The sequence below is a fragment of the Nocardioides soli genome, from assembly GCF_014191495.1.
Classification (GTDB): domain Bacteria; phylum Actinomycetota; class Actinomycetes; order Propionibacteriales; family Nocardioidaceae; genus Nocardioides; species Nocardioides soli.
Genome location: NZ_JACHWR010000001.1, coordinates 1,085,616 through 1,101,364, shown reverse-complemented (window position 1 = coordinate 1,101,364; position 15,749 = coordinate 1,085,616). Strand labels below are relative to the sequence as shown.

Annotated in this window: 12 protein-coding genes; 10 read left to right on the top strand and 2 right to left on the bottom strand. The window is 71.6% G+C overall.

What is annotated here, in order from left to right; all coding sequences use genetic code 11:
- The first annotated feature begins 9 nt into the window (after positions 1-9).
- Entirely contained in the window at positions 10-1,635 is a 1,626-nt protein-coding gene (gene groL / locus FHU40_RS05665) for a chaperonin GroEL (protein WP_183591267.1), read from the top strand.
- A gap of 79 nt (positions 1,636-1,714) precedes the next feature.
- Here groL and FHU40_RS05660 read toward each other — a convergent pair whose 3' ends face one another.
- The gene (locus FHU40_RS05660; RefSeq protein WP_183591266.1) at positions 1,715-3,190 is read right to left on the bottom strand and encodes a hypothetical protein; all 1,476 of its coding nucleotides are present in this window, start codon (positions 3,188-3,190) and stop codon (positions 1,715-1,717) included.
- Between the two features lie 87 nt (positions 3,191-3,277).
- Here FHU40_RS05660 and guaB point away from each other — a divergent pair, with 87 nt between their 5' ends.
- From guaB to FHU40_RS05635, 5 genes are read left to right on the top strand one after another with little or no spacing between them, the layout of a single operon-like run.
- On the top strand, positions 3,278-4,780 hold the full coding sequence (guaB, locus tag FHU40_RS05655; protein WP_183591265.1) for an IMP dehydrogenase: 1,503 nt from the start codon (positions 3,278-3,280) through the stop codon (positions 4,778-4,780).
- Positions 4,781-4,796: 16 nt separating this feature from the next.
- Complete coding sequence (locus FHU40_RS05650) at positions 4,797-5,903, top strand: GuaB3 family IMP dehydrogenase-related protein (protein WP_183591264.1); 1,107 nt, start codon at positions 4,797-4,799, stop codon at positions 5,901-5,903.
- Positions 5,900-6,364, top strand: coding sequence for a ribonuclease HI (gene rnhA, locus FHU40_RS05645; RefSeq protein WP_183591263.1), 465 nt, complete (start codon positions 5,900-5,902; stop codon positions 6,362-6,364). Before FHU40_RS05650 ends, rnhA begins: the two co-directional genes overlap by 4 nt.
- Positions 6,361-7,158 (top strand): carbon-nitrogen hydrolase family protein, encoded by a 798-nt coding sequence (locus tag FHU40_RS05640; protein ID WP_183591262.1) that lies wholly within the window; start codon positions 6,361-6,363, stop codon positions 7,156-7,158. The genes rnhA and FHU40_RS05640 overlap by 4 nt, the downstream gene beginning before the upstream one ends.
- Before the next feature lie 33 nt (positions 7,159-7,191).
- Complete coding sequence (locus FHU40_RS05635) at positions 7,192-8,928, top strand: glycerol-3-phosphate dehydrogenase/oxidase (RefSeq protein WP_183591261.1); 1,737 nt, start codon at positions 7,192-7,194, stop codon at positions 8,926-8,928.
- A gap of 96 nt (positions 8,929-9,024) precedes the next feature.
- Here FHU40_RS05635 and FHU40_RS05630 read toward each other — a convergent pair whose 3' ends face one another.
- On the bottom strand, positions 9,025-9,975 hold the full coding sequence (locus FHU40_RS05630; RefSeq protein ID WP_183591260.1) for a type IV toxin-antitoxin system AbiEi family antitoxin domain-containing protein: 951 nt from the start codon (positions 9,973-9,975) through the stop codon (positions 9,025-9,027).
- 276 nt (positions 9,976-10,251) lie between these two features.
- Here FHU40_RS05630 and FHU40_RS05625 point away from each other — a divergent pair, with 276 nt between their 5' ends.
- The 4 genes from FHU40_RS05625 to FHU40_RS05610 all read left to right on the top strand — a co-directional run bounded on the left by FHU40_RS05625 (position 10,252) and on the right by FHU40_RS05610 (position 15,749).
- The gene (locus FHU40_RS05625) at positions 10,252-11,388 is read left to right on the top strand and encodes a phosphotransferase family protein (RefSeq protein WP_343057737.1); all 1,137 of its coding nucleotides are present in this window, start codon (positions 10,252-10,254) and stop codon (positions 11,386-11,388) included.
- The gene (locus FHU40_RS05620) at positions 11,385-12,491 is read left to right on the top strand and encodes an Rv3169 family protein (protein WP_183591259.1); all 1,107 of its coding nucleotides are present in this window, start codon (positions 11,385-11,387) and stop codon (positions 12,489-12,491) included. The genes FHU40_RS05625 and FHU40_RS05620 overlap by 4 nt, the downstream gene beginning before the upstream one ends.
- 54 nt (positions 12,492-12,545) lie before the next feature.
- Positions 12,546-13,985, top strand: coding sequence for an aldehyde dehydrogenase (locus FHU40_RS05615; RefSeq protein WP_183591258.1), 1,440 nt, complete (start codon positions 12,546-12,548; stop codon positions 13,983-13,985).
- 144 nt (positions 13,986-14,129) lie between these two features.
- Positions 14,130-15,749, top strand: a complete 1,620-nt coding sequence (locus FHU40_RS05610) for a succinic semialdehyde dehydrogenase (protein WP_183591257.1) — start codon at positions 14,130-14,132, stop codon at positions 15,747-15,749.

The window sequence follows — 15,749 nt, the reverse complement described above, 5'->3', positions numbered from 1 at the left end:
AGGAGAGTCATGCCGAAGATCCTGGAGTTCGACGAGAACGCCCGCCGCAAGCTCGAGCGCGGCGTCGACGCGCTCGCCAACGCCGTCAAGGTGACGTTGGGCCCGAAGGGCCGCTACGTCGTCCTGGACAAGAAGTGGGGCGCCCCGACCATCACCAACGACGGCGTGACCGTCGCGCGTGAGGTCGAGCTGGACGACCCGTTCGAGAACCTCGGTGCGCAGCTCACCAAGGAGGTCGCCACCAAGACCAACGACATCGCCGGCGACGGCACCACCACCGCCACCGTGCTCGCGCAGGCGATGGTCCACGAGGGCCTGCGCGCGGTCGCGGCCGGCGTGAACCCGATGGGTCTCAAGCGGGGCATGGACGCCGCGGCCGAGGCCGTCGGCGACGCGCTGAAGGAGGCCGCCCGCGAGGTCGAGTCCGTCGAGGACATGGCCTCGGTCGCGACGATCTCGAGCCGCGACAGCGTGATCGGCGACCTGCTCTCGCAGGCGTTCGACAAGGTCGGCAAGGACGGTGTCATCACCGTCGAGGAGTCCAACACCATGGGCACCGAGCTCGACTTCACCGAGGGCATGCAGTTCGACAAGGGCTACATCAGCCAGTACTTCGTCAGCGACCCCGAGCGGATGGAGGCCGTCCTCGACGACCCGTACATCCTGTTGCACCAGGGCAAGATCTCGGCCGTCGCCGAGCTGCTCCCACTGCTGGAGAAGGTCATCGCCGCCGGCAAGCCGCTCTTCATCCTCGCCGAGGACGTCGAGGGTGAGGCGCTGTCGACCCTGGTCGTCAACAAGATCCGCGGCACGTTCAACGCCGTCGCGGTGAAGAGCCCGGCGTTCGGTGACCGCCGCAAGGCGATGATGCAGGACATCGCGACCCTGACCGGCGGTCAGGTCGTCGCCCCCGAGGTCGGCCTCAAGCTCGACCAGGTCGGTCTCGAGGTGCTCGGCCAGGCCCGCCGCGTCGTGGTGACCAAGGACAACACCACGATCGTCGACGGCGCCGGCGACTCCGCCGAGGTCGAGGGCCGGGTCAACCAGATCAAGGCCGAGATCGAGTCCACCGACTCCGACTGGGACCGCGAGAAGCTCCAGGAGCGCCTCGCGAAGCTGGCCGGCGGCGTGTGCGTGATCAAGGTCGGCGCGGCCACCGAGGTGGAGCTGAAGGAGAAGAAGCACCGCATCGAGGACGCCGTCTCCGCGACCCGCGCCGCGATCGAGGAGGGCATCGTCGCCGGTGGCGGCTCCGCGCTCATCCACGCGGTGTCGGTGCTCGACGGCGACCTCGGCCTGTCCGGCGACGAGGCGGTCGGCGTGCGCATCGTGCGCAAGGCCGCCGACGAGCCGCTGCGCTGGATCGCCGAGAACGGTGGCGAGAACGGCTACGTCATCACCACCAAGGTCCGCGAGCTCGGCAAGGGCAACGGCTACAACGCCGCGACCGGCGAGTACGGCGACCTGGTCGCCCAGGGCGTGCTCGACCCGGTCAAGGTGACCCGCTCCGCGCTCGTCAACGCCACCTCGATCGCGGGCATGCTGCTCACGACCGAGACCCTGGTCGTCGACAAGCCCGAGGAGGAGGAGCCCGAGGCCGCCGGTCACGGGCACGGCCACGGGCACGGCCACTGACGCCGAGCCGGCGCCAGATTGCAGTCGAGTCGGCGCCAGATTTCACCTCCGGGCTGAAATCTGGCGCCGACTCGGCGTTTCAGCAGGACGGCGTGACGAGGGGCCGGTCGACGCCGCGCAGCAGGTAGACCGGGTGCCCGTTGCAGGCCGTCCCCGCCTCGACGTACTCGTCGGAGATGACCTCGGCGAGCTCGTCGACGCCCCGGTCGGACCACGCGTCGAGGGCGACCCACTCGACCAGCCACGTGGGCGCCCGCGGCCCGGCGAGGAGCGCGGCGAGGTCGGCGTACCCGGGGTCCTTGGTCCGCATCGGCAGGCTCCACAGGTACGGGTACGGCGAGGCCATCCCGCTGGCGTGCTGGAGGTCGGCTCGGCCGCCGAACACCACGAGCGTGTCGCCCGGCTCGGCGGACGCCGCGATCGCCTCGCCGGTGCGGACCTCGTCGAACTCCTGCTGCCCGGTCAGGTTCCAGGCCAGCCAGGAGACCATGCCCACGGCCGCCGACATCGTCGCGAAGACCACGAGACCGCGCATCGTGCGACCCGACCGACCCGCGCGGCCGGCGAGCAGCGCCGTGCACAGCGCGGCTCCCGGTACCAGCGGGATCAGGTAGTCCTGCCAGAAGCTGCCGCCGGCGGCGAGCGAGAGCAGGTCGGCGACCACCACCGCGATCGTGGCGGCGACCACGGGCGGGTCGTCGCGCCACAGCTCGCGGGCGTTCGCGATCGGCCCGGCCAGCACGGCCAGCAGACCGGTCGCCAGCGCGATCGCCAGCAGGATCCAGGCCCGGCGCTCCGGTGCGTCGGTGGTGCCGTCGGCGATCACCCGGGCGGCGGCGGCCCGGAACCCGTAGACCGTGTCCCACAGCGTGCCGAGCCGGACCCCGGCCAGCTCCGCCCACGCGACCGTCGCGAGCACCGGGACCGCGGCCCCGAGCACACCGGCACCGGCGAGCACCGCCGTCGACCGCCCCTCGAGCCGGCCGGTGCGCCAGGCGACCAGCAGCAGCACGCCGGCGAAGAGCAGGCCGGTCACCAGGTTCTGCTTCAGTCCCACCGCCAGCGCGCCCGCGGCGCCGGCGACGAACGCGGCGGGCCAGGAGCGGCGGCGTACGGCGAGCAGCGTGAGCAGCATGCTGCCGAGCACGCAGGGCAGGGCGAGCAGTTCGCCCTTCACCGCCACGACGTCGATCATCGGGTTCGAGAGCAGCGCGGCGGTCAGCATCGCGGTCCACACGGTCGCGCGCGGGCCGCTCACGGTGCCGGCGACGGCCGCCGCCAGCAGCACCGAGAGTCCCGCGACCAGCGCGCCGAGGAGCCGCAGCGTGGTGACGCCGCCGAGGGCGTCGACCGCGTCGAAGACCGCGATCAGGGCCGGCGGCCGGTCGACCCAGTAGGGACCGAACAGGCTGTCCGGGCGCGGGTCCCATGCGCCGGCGACCAGGAGGAACCCGGCCTCGTCCGCGCGCACCGGGCGGGTCAGCGCGGGTAGGCGGGCGAGCACGGCCACCGCGACGGCGATCGCGACCGGATGTCGCCGTACGAAGTCGCGCACGGGCCCCACCTTCTCAGGTCGTCGGACGCCCCCGGCGGGGCACCCGTCGGCTTCGGGCCGGAGGGGTCGCGCCGGTAGGCTGTGGGAGTGGAGCTGCCGGAGAAGTTCGCCCCGCTGGGCCTGACCTACGACGACGTCCTCCTGCTGCCCGGTCACTCCGACCTGGCGCCTGCGGACATCGACACGACCTCGCGGCTCACCCGCGAGATCTCGCTGAAGGTGCCGCTGGTCAGCGCGGCGATGGACACCGTCACCGAGTCGCGGATGGCGATCGCGATGGCCCGCGAGGGCGGCCTCGGCGTGCTGCACCGCAACCTGTCGATCGAGGACCAGGCCTACCAGGTCGACCTGGTGAAGCGGACCCAGACCGGCATCATCTCGAACCCGGTCACCATCGGCCCCGACGCGACGCTCGAGCAGCTCGACCGGCTCGCGGGGGAGTACCGCGTCTCCGGCTTCCCGGTCGTCGACGGCGAGAACCGGCTGCTCGGCATCATCACCAACCGCGACCTGCGCTTCACCCCGGTCGCCGAGTGGGCGACCACCAAGGTCGACGAGGTGATGACGCCGATGCCGCTGATCACCGGCCCCGCCGACATCAGCCGCGAGGACGCCACCGTGCTGCTGCGCAGGCACAAGCGCGAGCGGCTCCCGCTGATCGACGAGCAGGGCCACCTCACCGGCCTGATCACGGTCAAGGACTTCGTCAAGGGCGAGCAGTTCCCGCACGCGTCGTACGACGGCGCCGGCCGCCTCATGGTCGGCGCGGCCATCGGCTACTTCGGTGACGCCTGGCAGCGCGCGACCACGCTCATCGAGGCCGGCGTCGACGTGCTCGTCGCCGACACCGCGCACGGCAACGTGCGGATGCTGCTCGACATGGTCCGCCGGCTCAAGTCCGACCCGGCCACCCGCCACGCGCAGGTCGTCGGTGGCAACGTCGCGACCCGGGAGGGCGCGCAGGCGTTCGTCGACGCCGGCTCCGACGCGGTGAAGGTGGGCGTCGGGCCGGGCTCGATCTGCACCACTCGCGTGGTGACCGGGGTCGGCGTGCCCCAGGTGACCGCGGTCTACGAGGCGGCGCTGGCGTGCAAGGCCGCCGGCGTGCCGGTGATCGCCGACGGCGGCATGAAGTACTCCGGCGAGATCGCCAAGGCCCTGGTCGCCGGCGCCGACACCGTGATGGTCGGCTCGCTGCTGGCCGGCTGCGAGGAGTCGCCCGGCGAGCTGGTCTTCGTCAACGGCAAGCAGTTCAAGTCCTACCGGGGCATGGGCTCGCTGGGCGCGATGTCGAGCCGCGGCAAGAAGTCCTACTCCAAGGACCGCTACTTCCAGGCCGAGGTCGCCAGCGACGACAAGATCGTGCCCGAGGGCATCGAGGGCCAGGTCGCCTACCGCGGCCCGCTCGCCGCCGTGGCCCACCAGCTGATCGGCGGCCTCAACCAGTCGATGTTCTACGTCGGCGCCCGGACCATCCCGGAGCTGCAGGAGAAGGGTCGGTTCGTCCGGATCACCCAGGCCTCGCTGCAGGAGAGCCACCCGCACGGCGTACAGATGACCGTCGAGGCCCCCAACTACTCCGGACGCTGACAAAGGACCCACGACTGTGACCGACATCGAGATCGGCCGGGCCAAGCGCGCCCGGCGCGCCTACTCCTTCGACGACATCGCGATCGTGCCCTCGCGGCGCACCCGTGACCCCGAGGAGGTCAGCACCGCCTGGCAGATCGACGCCTACCGCTTCGACATCCCCGTCCTGGCCGCGCCGATGGACTCGGTGATGTCGCCGACGACCGCGGTGGCGCTGGGGCGGTACGGCGGGCTGGGCGTGCTCAACCTCGAGGGCCTCTGGACCCGCTACGAGGACCCCGACCCGCTGCTCGAGGAGGTCGCCGGGCTCCGGGGCACCGACGCGACCCGGCGGCTCCAGGAGATCTACCTCGAGCCGATCAAGCCCGAGCTGATCACCGAGCGGCTGCGCGAGATGCGCGAGGCCGGCGTGACCGTGGCCGGCTCGCTCTCCCCGGGGCGGACCAAGGAGTTCGCCAAGGCGGTCGTGGACGCCGGGGTCGACATGTTCGTGATCCGCGGCACCACCGTCTCCGCCGAGCACGTCTCCTCGCAGGCCGAGCCGCTCAACCTCAAGGAGTTCATCTACGAGCTCGACGTGCCGGTCATCGTCGGCGGCTGCGCGACCCACCAGGCCGCGCTGCACCTGATGCGCACCGGCGCGGCGGGCGTGCTCGTCGGCTTCGGCGGCGGCGCCGCCCACACCACCCGGACCGTGCTCGGTGTCGCCGTGCCGATGGCCTCGGCGGTCGCCGACGTCGCCGCCGCCCGCCGCGACTACCTCGACGAGTCGGGCGGTCGCTACGTCCACGTCATCGCCGACGGCTCGATCGGCAAGTCCGGCGACGTCGCCAAGGCGATCGCCTGCGGTGCCGACGCGGTGATGGTCGGCTCGCCGTTCGCGCGCGCCACCGACGCGCCCGGTCGCGGCTTCCACTGGGGCACCGAGGCCCACCACCACGACCTGCCGCGCGGCCAGCGGGTGGAGTTCGAGACCATCGGCACGCTCGAGGAGATCCTCTTCGGTCCCTCCCGGGTCGCCGACGGCACGATGAACCTGGTCGGTGCGCTGCGCCGCTCGATGGCGACCACCGGCTACACCGAGGTCAAGGAGTTCCAGCGGGTGGAGGTCGTGGTCGAGTGACGACGGCCGACGGGGCCGTCACCATCCACACTGATGGCGCCTGCGTGCCCAATCCCGGTCCCGGGGGCTGGGGAGCCCTGCTGCGGTACGGCGAGCACGAGCGCGAGCTCTGCGGCGGCCAGACGGAGTCGACCACCAACAACCGGATGGAGCTGACCGCCCCGATCGAGGCGCTCGAGACGCTCACCCGACCGTCGGTGGTGCACCTCTACACCGACAGCACCTACGTGCGCAACGGCATCACCTCGTGGGTCGTCTCGTGGCAGCGCAACGGCTGGCGGACCAGTGCCAAGCAGCCGGTCAAGAACGTCGACCTCTGGCAGCGCCTCGTCGAGGCCTGCGCCCGCCACGAGGTGGAGTGGCACTGGGTGAAGGGGCACGCCGGCGACGAGGGCAACGAGCGCGCCGACCGGCTCGCCGCCCGCGGTCTCGCCGAGGCGGTCGCCGCGGCGCCGGCATGAGCACCCTGCTCGTCGCGGCGGCGCAGGCCGCCGCCGTGTCGGGCGACCTGGCCGCCAACGTCGGCACCGCCGCCCGGCTGGTCGACCTCGCCGCCGGCCAGGGCGTGCGGCTGGTCGTGCTGCCCGAGGCGTTCCTCACCGGGTACGACGTCGAGGCGTTCACCGGTCCGCTGCCCGACGTCGCCGACCTGGGTGGCTGGCTCGACCCGCTTCGTGCGGCGTCGGCCGAGGGCGGGGTGACCGTGGTGGCCGGCGCCGCCGTGTGCCGCGGCGACGCCCGGCGGCTCTCGCTGGTCGTGGTGCGTCCCGACGGCAGCGCCACCGCGCCGTACGACAAGCAGCACCTCGACGGCCTCGAGAAGCAGCTCTTCACGGTCGGCGACCACGGCGCGTCGATCGACGTCGACGGCGTCGAGCTCGGACTGTCGGTCTGCTACGACGGCTGCTTCCCCGAGCATGCGCAGGCGGCCGCGCTCGACGGCGCGGTCGGCTACCTGGCCGCCGCGGCGTACTTCCCGGGCGGTGGCCACCGGCGCGACCTCTACTACGCCGCGCGCGCCGTCGAGAACGGTATGTACGTCGTGCTCGCCGGCCTCACCGGACGCTGCGGCGCCTGGGAGTTCATCGGTGGCTCGGCGGTCTACGACCCCGAGGGGCGCCCGCTGGCCCGGCTGGACGACGGGGAGGGCCTGGCGATCGCCGAGATCGACACCGAGGTCGTCGCGCAGACCCGGGCCACGCACACGATGGTCCACGACCACCGCGCCAGTCTCGGACCGCGGGTCCGGGCCTAGGAGCCTGCCGCGTCCGTTTGCTTGACTGGTCGCATGACCCGCTCCAGCGCTCTCGGACCGCAGGCACGCGAGGAGGCGCTCGCGGCGATGACGCACGACGAGCGTGAGCTCGACGTGCTCGTCGTCGGTGGCGGCGTCGTCGGCGCGGGCACCGCGCTCGACGCGGTCACCCGCGGACTCAGCACCGGCCTGGTCGAGCAGCGCGACCTGGCCAGCGGCACCAGCAGCCGCAGCAGCAAGCTGGTCCACGGCGGCCTGCGCTATCTGGAGATGCTGGACTTCGGGCTGGTCCGCGAGGCGCTGCAGGAGCGCGGCCTGCTGCTGACCCGGCTGGCGCCGCACCTGGTGCGACCGGTGCCGTTCCTCTACCCGCTGACCCATCGCGGCTGGGAGCGGCCGTACGTCGCGGCCGGGCTCACGCTCTACGACGGCATGGCGATGCTCGGCGCGCTGGCGAACCTCGGCGGCGAGATGGGCGTCCCGCGGCACCGGCACCTCTCCCGGCGGGCCGTGCAGCGGATCGCGCCCGACTTCGACCCGGCGTCGCTCGCCGGGGCGATCAAGTACTACGACTGCCAGGTCGACGACGCCCGGCTGGTGCTGACGATCGCCCGCACCGCCGCCTCCCACGGTGCGCACGTCGCGACGCGGGTGAAGGTGACCGGCTTCCTGCGGGAGGGCGAGCGCATCGTCGGCGTACGTGCCCGTGACCTGGAGCACGACCGGGACCTCGAGATCCGGGCGCGGGTCGTCATCAACGCGGCCGGGGTGTGGACCGACGAGATCCAGGAGCTCGTGGGCGGCCGCGGCGCGCTGCACGTGCAGGCGTCGAAGGGCATCCACCTCGTGGTGCCGCGCGACCGGATCCGGTCCGAAGCCGGGTTCATCGTGCGCACCGAGAAGTCGGTGCTGTTCGTGATCCCGTGGGGCCGGCACTGGATCATCGGTACCACCGACACCGCGTGGAACCTCGACAAGGCGCACCCGGCCGCGTCGAAGGCCGACATCGACTACGTGCTCGGCCACGTCAACGCGATCCTGCGCGAGCCGCTCGACCACGAGGACGTCGTGGGCGTGTACGCCGGGCTGCGGCCGCTGCTGTCGGGCGAGTCCGAGCCGACGTCCCGGATCTCCCGCGAGCACACGGTCGTCACGCCCGTGCCCGGCCTGGTGATGATCGCCGGCGGCAAGCTCACGACGTACCGCGTGATGGGCCGCGACGCCGTCGACGCGGCCGCGCACTCGCTGACCTCGACGCTGGGTCTCACCGTGCGCCCCTCGATCACCGACCGGGTGCCGCTGCTCGGCGCCGCCGACTGGGAGACCCGCTCCAACCAGCGGGTGCTCCTGGCCCGCCGCTCCGGTCTCCATGTCGCGCGCGTCGACCACCTGCTCGGGCGCTACGGCGGGCTGATCGACGACCTGCTCGGCCTGATCGCCGCCCGGCGCTCCCTCGCGCTGCCGCTGGAGGGCGCCGAGGACTACCTCGCCGCCGAGGTCGTCTACGCCGTCACCCACGAGGGTGCCCGCCACCTCGACGACGTCCTCACCCGGCGTACCCGCATCTCCATCGAGACCTTCGACCGCGGCGTCGCCGCCGCCCCCGGTGTCGCCCGCCTGATGGCCGAGGAGCTGGGCTGGGACGACGCCCGCACCGCCGAGGAGGTCGACCACTACCTGCGCCGGGTCGAGGCCGAGCGTCAGTCGCAGCTGAAGCTCACCGACCAGGAGGCGGATGAGGCGCGGGTCGTGGTGGGGGATGTGGTGTGAGGGTGGGCTCGTTTCCCCGGCCGCCCGGTGAAACGAGTGCGACACGCCGACGCGGCATGGCGTGTCGTGCTCGGGTTGCCTGACAGATCCTTCGGCTCACGCGGCCCAAGGCTGCCCGGCCAGGGTGGAGCGAATGCGCCCGGCGGTGCGCTGAGGGTGTAGTAGGTCTGCCCACACGATGCGGATGCACCGCCAGCCCGTGATGCCGCAGACGACGCGTTCACGCTCCTTCTCGCGCAGCACCATGTCCGAGACCGATTCGCCAGGCCGCCGATAGCGCTGGTACTTCTCCTTGCCGTCGAACTCGAGGAAAACCCCCAGATCGGGCCAGGCGAAGTCGACGCGTGCCACGAGTCGTCCCGCGGCGTCCCTCACCTCGTACTGCGGTATCGGGCGCGGGAGGTGGTGGCGCCAGCAGAGCATGAGAGTCCGCGTCTCTCCGGCCGACTCACAGCGGGGCTCGACCAGACTGAGAACGATGGGTGCGTTCAGGCTGAAGGGGTGGGCCTTCATGCCTGCGAGTCGTTGCTCCATCAACTCAACCGACGTCTCGCCGGCCCGCACGAGTCCGTTGATGGTTACCAGCGCGTGCTCGGGTTCGGTGATCGCGATCATGTCGACTGCGGTCCGGGTGCCGCTCGTGAGCGGTATCCCGTCGCGGATGGTCAGGTCGCCCGCGCGCATCGAGCCACGATGCTGCACAACGCCCGCTTCTCGCCGTCCGGCCCTCCCGTCGAGGCGGGTGATGTGTACCGCGTCTCCCATGTCCCACACGGGTGCCTGGAGCTCGTCGGCTGCGCTCGGCCCTGCCAGCACGGCCGGCGAACGAGCACTGCGCAGCGTCGCGCGAGCGACGAGTCGACGGCGACCGGCGGCATTGAGGGAGCGCCACAACGCGCCCTCGACGTAGGCACCGTGCCGGAGCCGATGGAGAGCGCCCGCTCGGCGCATCCGAGCAATCGCGCTCCCGTCATAGCCCGCAGCCAGCAGTTCGAAGCGCATCATGACCGGACCGTCGTGGATATCGATCGAGTTGAGATTCAGCATGTTCCTTCTCTGTCCACGTCCGGCGCACGACGACCCACGAGGTGGCGTCGCTGTGGATAGACCGATCGCGACCACGACCTGTGTACGAATTCCGGCGCACTCCCGTGCTCACGGTCAGGCGACCCGACGACGACACGCCGCGGAACGTCGGCGTGTCGTCGTCGTTTCACCGGGCGGCCGGGGAAACGAGCACCACCCCGTTGACAACTAGAACACGTTCCACCGATGCTGGCGTCAGCGTGTGCGACCGAGGCCACACGCGACGAGGGAGGGACCGTGACCCAGGCTCCGCCGCCGGCCGACATGAGGATTCAGCGCTCCAGCCGGGACGCCGCCACGCTGCCGACCCGCCTCGCGGACTGGCTCACGACCGTGCTGCCGCCCGGCGCGGACCCGACGGTCACCGTGCACAGCGGCGTCGACGCCAACGGGATGTCGTCGGAGACGATCATCCTCGACGTCGACTGGGTGGAGGACGGCGAGCGCAGGCACGGCGAGTATGTCGCCCGGGTCGCGCCGGCCGCCGAGGACCTGCCGGTGTTCCCGCACTACGAGCTCCAGGACCAGTACGACGCGATCCGACTGGTCGGCGAGCTGACGGGCGTGCCGGTGCCGGGTGTCGGCTGGGTCGAGCCGACGGGCGAGGTGCTCGGCACGCCGTTCTTCCTGATGGACCGGATCGAGGGCGTCGTCCCGCAGGACGTGCTGCCGTACAACTTCGGCGACAACTGGCTCCACGACGCCACTCACGACGACCAGAAGCGCCTCCAGGACAACAGCGTCAACGTACTCGCGCAGCTGCACGCGATCCCGGATGCGACCGCGACGTTCGACTTCCTCGACCCCGAGCGGCACGGGTACGCCGGGGGGACCCTGCTCGAGCGCAACCTCGCGCGCACCCGGGCGTGGTACGAGTTTGCGGTCGCCGACATCGGTCGCTCGCCGGTGATCGAGCGGGGTCTCGCCTGGCTGGAGGCCAATCTCCCCGACACCGCCGAAGCAGTGCTGTGCTGGGGGGACTCCCGGATCGGCAACATCATGTACCGCGACTTCGAGCCGGTGGCGGTCCTCGACTGGGAGATGGCCGCGCTCGGACCGCGCGAGCTGGACGTGTCGTGGATCGTCTTCGCCCACCGGGTCTTCGAGGCCATCACCGGGATGCTCGAGATGCCGGGCATGCCGCACTTCCTGCGTGAGGACGACGTGCGCGCCGAGTACGAGCGGATCACCGGGGCGGAGCTGGGCGACCTGCACTGGTACCACATCTACAACGGCATCCAGTGGGCGATCGTCTTCATGCGCACCGGCGCCCGGCAGATCCACTTCGGCGAGATCGAGCGCCCCGACGACATCGAGTCGCTCTTCCACCACAAGCCGCTCCTCGACCGACTGCTCGAGGAGGTCGGGGCATGAGCGACATCGGCCCGCTCGACGAGTTCCCGCTGCACCAGGCGCCGCTCCCGCTGGCGTACGCCAACAGCAGCGACCGCAACTTCTACGACCGCTGGTACTTCAACGCCCACGACCGCACCGGCGACATCATGCTGATCACCGGCATGGGCTACTACCCCAACCTCGGCACCAAGGACGCCTTCGTCCTGGTTGCACGCGACGGCAAGCAGACCGCGGTCCACCTCTCCGACCTGATGAACCAGGACCGCCTCAACCCACGCGTCGGCGGCTACCGGGTCGAGGTCCCCGACCCGCTGCGGAAGATCCGGGTGGTGCTCGACGAGACCGACGGCATGGCGCTCGACCTCACCTGGGAGGGCACCAGCGACGTCGTCCAGGAGCAGCCGCACGTGCTGAGGTCCGGCAGCCGCGTCACGCTCGACGCCCAGCGGTTCGCCCAGCTCGGCACCTGGAGCGGCACCATCGTCCTGGACGGCGCCGAGATCACCGTGGACCCGGCGGTCTGGCTCGGCAGTCGTGACCGCTCCTGGGGGATCCGCCCCGTGGGGGAGGCGGAACCCCCGGGAGCCCCCTCCGATCCGCCGTTCGAGGGCATGTGGTGGCTCTACGTCCCGGTCCAGTTCGACGACTTCGCCATCGTCGTGATCGTCCAGGAGAGCCCCGACGGCTTCCGCACCCTCAACGACTGCACCCGGGTGTGGCCCGACGGTCGGGTGGAGCAGCTCGGCTGGCCGTTGATCGACGTCCACTACCTCCCGGGCACGCGTACGCCGAGCGGCGCGACGATCCGCTGCACCACTCCCGAGGGGAAGCCGCTGGTGCTCGAGGTCGAGTCGCGGCTCGCCGTACCCCTCCATGTCGGCGGCGGCTACGGCGGCGACCCCGACTGGATCCACGGCATGTGGAAGGGCGAGGGTTTCGCCGAGCGGGTCACCTACGACATGGCCGACGAGGCGGTGCAGGGCCGGTTCATGTTCGGCTGCGTCGACCACGTCGGCCGGGCCACCTTGGACGGGCACGAGGGCTGGGGCCTGTTCGAGCACTTCTGCATCGGCCGCCACGACCCGTCCGGGTTCACCGACTTCTTCACGCTCGCTCCGTAACCGTCCGCCGGGGTCGAGCCTGTGCGGCCCCGCACCGAGAGGAAACCGAAACCAATGAGCCTCGACCGCACCACGTTCTTCATCGACGGAGACTGGGCCGCCCCTGCCTCGGGGGACACGATCCAGGTGGTCTCACCGCACTCCGAGCAGGTCGTCGCGACCGTGCCCGAGGGCAGCAAGGCCGACATCGACGCGGCGGTGGCCGCCGCGCGCCAGGCGTTCGACGAGGGTCCCTGGCCGCGGCTGACGCCCGAGGAGCGCATCGACGTCGTCCAGAACTTCTCGAACCTCTACGCGGCGAAGCTGGGCGAGATGGCCGAGCTGATCTCCACGGAGATGGGCGCGCCGGTCTCGTTCTCGAACCTCGCGCAGGCCCCGGCGCCGTGGATGCAGATCGAGGCGTTCCTCGGCATCGCCCGCACCTTCCCGTGGGAGGAGACCCGGACGGGCGCGCTCGGCGAGGTCATCGTCCGGCGCGAGCCGGTCGGCGTGGTCGCGGCGATCCCGCCGTGGAACGTCCCGCAGTTCACGATCATGTCCAAGCTGGTCCCGGCGCTCCTGGCCGGCTGCACCATCGTCATCAAGCCGGCGCCGGAGACGCCGCTCGACACCTATCTGATGGCCGAGCTGCTCCAGGAGGCCGGCGTACCCGCCGGTGTCGTCAACATCGTGGCCGCCGGCCGCGAGGTCGGCGAGCACCTGGTGCGGCACCCCGGCGTCGACAAGGTGGCGTTCACCGGCTCGACCGCGGCCGGCCGGACGATCGCGTCGATCTGCGGCGAGCAGCTCAAGCGGGTCTCGCTCGAGCTCGGTGGCAAGTCGGCCGCGATCGTGCTCGACGACGCCGACCTGGCCGCGACCATGGAGGGCCTGAAGTTCACGGCGCTGATGAACTCCGGCCAGGCCTGCGTCGCCCAGACCCGCATCCTCGCCTCGCGGGCCAACTACGGCGCCGTCGTCGACGCGCTCGCCGAGGCGGTCTCGGGCATGGTCGTCGGCGACCCGCTCGACCCGGCCACCGAGATCGGCCCGATGGTCGCACAGCGCCAGCAGGAGCGGGTCGAGAAGTACATCGCCCTCGGTCAGGAGGAGGGCGCCCGCGTCGTCGTCGGCGGCAACGGGATGCCCGACGGCCTCACCTCGGGCTGGTACGTCCGGCCGACCGTCTTCGCCGACGTCGACAACCGGATGCGGATCGCCCAGGAGGAGATCTTCGGCCCGGTGCTCTCCGTGATCGCGTACGACGACGTCGACGACGCGGTGCGCATCGCCAACGACTCGGAGTACGGCCTGGCCGGCACCGTCTGGACCGGCGATGTCGACGCCGGTCTCGACGTCGCGCGCCGGGTCCGCACCGGCACCTACGGCGTGAACACCTACACGATGGACTTCGCCGCGCCCTTCGGCGGCTACAAGTCCTCGGGCATCGGCCGCGAGTTCGGCCCCGAGGGCCTGGCGCACTACACGGAGCTGAAGTCCATCTACAAGCCCTGAGGCTGCACCTGGCAGCCAGGACCCGCACGACACGCCGTCCCCCCGCGGCGTGTCGTGCGGGTTTCGGCTGCTGACAGCCGAGCCCCCCGCCACGGGCTACTCCGGGGTAGCAACCGCGACCGCGGGTCACCTACCCTCGGGATCATGAGCGCTCACAGCAACCCGGCGGGCGACCCCGCCGTCGTCGGACCGCACGACCCCGAGCACGACCCGCGCGCGTCGTACGCGCTGGAGCCGGAGTACGTCGCGGCGCTCACCGACCGGCTGGTGGCGACCGGCGGCACCACCGCGGAGGTGCGGTCGCCGCTCAACGACGCCCCGCTCGCGCACATCCCGCAGTCGACGCCGGGCGACGTGGCCGAGGCGTTCGGGCGGGCGCGACGGGCGCAGGTGGCCTGGGCGCGCACGCCGATCGAGGAGCGCCAGCGGGCGCTGCTGCGGCTGCACGACCTGGTGCTGGACCGCCAGGACGAGATCATCGACCTGATCCAGTGGGAGACCGGCAAGGCGCGCAAGCATGCCTTCGACGAGCCGCTGCACGTCGCGCTCACCGCCCGCTACTACGGTCGCACCGCCAAGCGACACCTCGCGACCAGCCGTCGGCCCGGGGTGGTGCCCGGTCTGACCCGGGTCGACGTCAACCGGGTCCCCAAGGGCGTGGTCGGCATCATCTCGCCCTGGAACTACCCCTTCGACCTCGCGCTGATCGACGGCATCGCCGCCGTGGTCGCCGGCAACGCCGTGGTCGCCAAGCCCGACGCGCAGACCATGCTCTCCGCCCTCCTGGGTGCCGAGCTGCTCGAGCAGGCGGGCATCCCGCGCGAGCTGTGGCAGGTCGTCGCGGGGCCTGGCGCCGAGATCGGCGGGGCGATCGTGGCGCACGCCGACTACGTCTGCTTCACCGGCTCGACGGCGACCGGCCGGGTGATCGCCCGAGGCTGCGCCGACCGGCTGATCGGGTGCTCGCTCGAGCTCGGCGGCAAGAACCCGCTGCTCGTGCTCCGCGACGCCGACGTCGAGAAGGCCGCCGAGGGCGCGGTGCGCGCGTCGTTCTCCAACTCCGGCCAGCTGTGCGTCTCGATGGAGCGGATCTTCGTCGCCGACCAGGTCTACGACCGCTTCGTGGCGCGCTTCGTCGCCCGCACCCAGGCGATGACGCTCGGATCGACCCTCGAGTGGGGCAACGACATGGGCCCGCTGATCTCCCAGGCCCAGCTCGACACCGTGACCGCGCACGTCGAGGACGCCGTCGCCAAGGGGGCCCGCGTGCTCACCGGTGGCAACGCGCGCCCCGACCTCGGCCCCTACTTCTTCGAGCCGACGATCCTCGAGGGGGTCAGTCCCGACATGGCCTGCTTCGGCAAGGAGACCTTCGGTCCGGTCGTGTCGCTCTACCGGTTCCACGACGAGGCCGACGCGGTCGACCGCGCCAACGGCGGCGAGTACGGCCTCAACGCCTCGGTCTACAGCGAGGACCGCGCCCGCGCCCGGATCGTGGCCCGCTACCTCAAGTGCGGCACGGTCAACGTCAACGAGGCGTTCGCCGCCACCTTCGCCAGCCTGGACGCTCCGATGGGCGGCATGCGCGAGTCCGGCATGGGCCGGCGCCAGGGCGCCGAGGGCGTGCTCCGCTACACCGAGACCCAGTCGGTCGCGACCCAGCGGCTGATCCGCTTCGGCCCCCAGTTCGGCATGTCCGACGAGGCCTACGCGAAGCTGATGAACGCCAACCTGCGCCTGATGAAGAAGCTCGGGCGAGCCTGA

What these genes read in the sequence shown, in the direction of transcription:
- FHU40_RS05640 (WP_183591262.1), top strand. Translation starts at nt 6,361, where the DNA reads ATGAGCACCCTGCTCGTCGCGGCGGCGCAGGCCGCCGCCGTGTCGGGC.
- FHU40_RS05615 (WP_183591258.1), top strand. Translation starts at nt 12,546, where the DNA reads ATGAGCCTCGACCGCACCACGTTCTTCATCGACGGAGACTGGGCCGCC.
- FHU40_RS05630 (WP_183591260.1), bottom strand. Translation starts at nt 9,975, where the DNA reads ATGCTGAATCTCAACTCGATCGATATCCACGACGGTCCGGTCATGATG.
- FHU40_RS05610 (WP_183591257.1), top strand. Translation starts at nt 14,130, where the DNA reads ATGAGCGCTCACAGCAACCCGGCGGGCGACCCCGCCGTCGTCGGACCG.
- groL (WP_183591267.1), top strand. Translation starts at nt 10, where the DNA reads ATGCCGAAGATCCTGGAGTTCGACGAGAACGCCCGCCGCAAGCTCGAG.
- FHU40_RS05635 (WP_183591261.1), top strand. Translation starts at nt 7,192, where the DNA reads ATGACCCGCTCCAGCGCTCTCGGACCGCAGGCACGCGAGGAGGCGCTC.
- FHU40_RS05620 (WP_183591259.1), top strand. Translation starts at nt 11,385, where the DNA reads ATGAGCGACATCGGCCCGCTCGACGAGTTCCCGCTGCACCAGGCGCCG.